The organism is Thauera sp. 27 (assembly GCF_000310125.2).
Classification (GTDB): Bacteria; Pseudomonadota; Gammaproteobacteria; order Burkholderiales; family Rhodocyclaceae; genus Thauera; species Thauera mechernichensis.
Genome location: NZ_AMXB01000096.1, coordinates 1 through 1,045, shown reverse-complemented (window position 1 = coordinate 1,045; position 1,045 = coordinate 1). Strand labels below are relative to the sequence as shown.

At 69.6% G+C, this 1,045-nt stretch carries 1 protein-coding gene; it reads left to right on the top strand.

From position 1 onward, the window contains the following. Position 1: 1 nt before the first annotated feature. The coding region (gene alc, locus B447_RS21530) for an allantoicase (RefSeq protein ID WP_002941842.1) at positions 2 to 1,045 on the top strand (1,044 nt) is incomplete at its 3' end.

The following is a 1,045-nucleotide window of genomic DNA, read 5'->3' as shown; positions in this document are numbered from 1 at the left end:
CATGGCCAGCCACACTCCCGGCGCCCCCGTCTTCGCCCCCCCTGCCGAGTTGCCCGACTGGGCGCTGCGCTCGGTCGACCTCGCCAACCCGCGCCTGGGCGCCAAGGCAATCGCCGCCTCCGACGACTTCTTCGCCGAGGTCGCACGCATGCTCAACCCCGAGCCCGCACAGTTCGTCCCCGGCAAGTTCGACACCAACGGCAAGTGGATGGATGGCTGGGAGTCGCGCCGCAAGCGCGTCGCCGGTCACGACTGGGCACTCGTCAAACTCGGCGTCAGGGGCGTCATCCGCGGTTTCGACGTCGACACCTCTCACTTCACCGGCAACTACCCGCCCGCCGTCTCGATCGAGGCCTGCGTCTCCGACGCCGATGACGTGGCCGCGCTCCAGGCCGCGACCTGGACCGAGATCCTTCCGGCCACCCCGATGGGGCCCAACAGCCATCACCTCCTCGAGTGCGCCAGCACCGCGGCCTGGACCCACCTGCGCGTGAACATGTATCCGGACGGCGGCATCGCGCGCCTGCGCGTCTATGGCCGCCCGCTGGGCTCGCTCGCGGCCAAGGCCGCCGCGGGCGAACTCGTCGATCTGGTGGCGATGGAAAATGGCGGCCGCGCCGTGTCGTGGAACGACGCCAGCTTCGGCTCTTCGGCCGCTGCGCTGTTGCTGCCGGGCCGTGGCATGAACATGGGCGATGGCTGGGAGACCCGCCGCCGCCGCGAACCGGGCAACGACTGGTGCGTGCTCGAGCTCGGCGCCCCCGGCACGGTCGAGCGCATCGAGGTCGACACCGCCTTCTTCAAGGGCAACTACCCCGATCGCTGCTCGATCCAGGCCGCCTATGTCACCGGCGGCACCGACCGCTCGATCACCACCCAGTCGATGTTCTGGCACACCCTGCTGCCCGAGCAGAAGCTGGAGATGGACGCCATCCACAGCTTCACCGAAGAAGTGGCCAAGCTCGGGCCGATCACCCACGTGCGCTTGAACATCTTCCCCGACGGCGGCGTCTCGCGACTGCGCCTGTGGGGCAAGGTCGAGGCC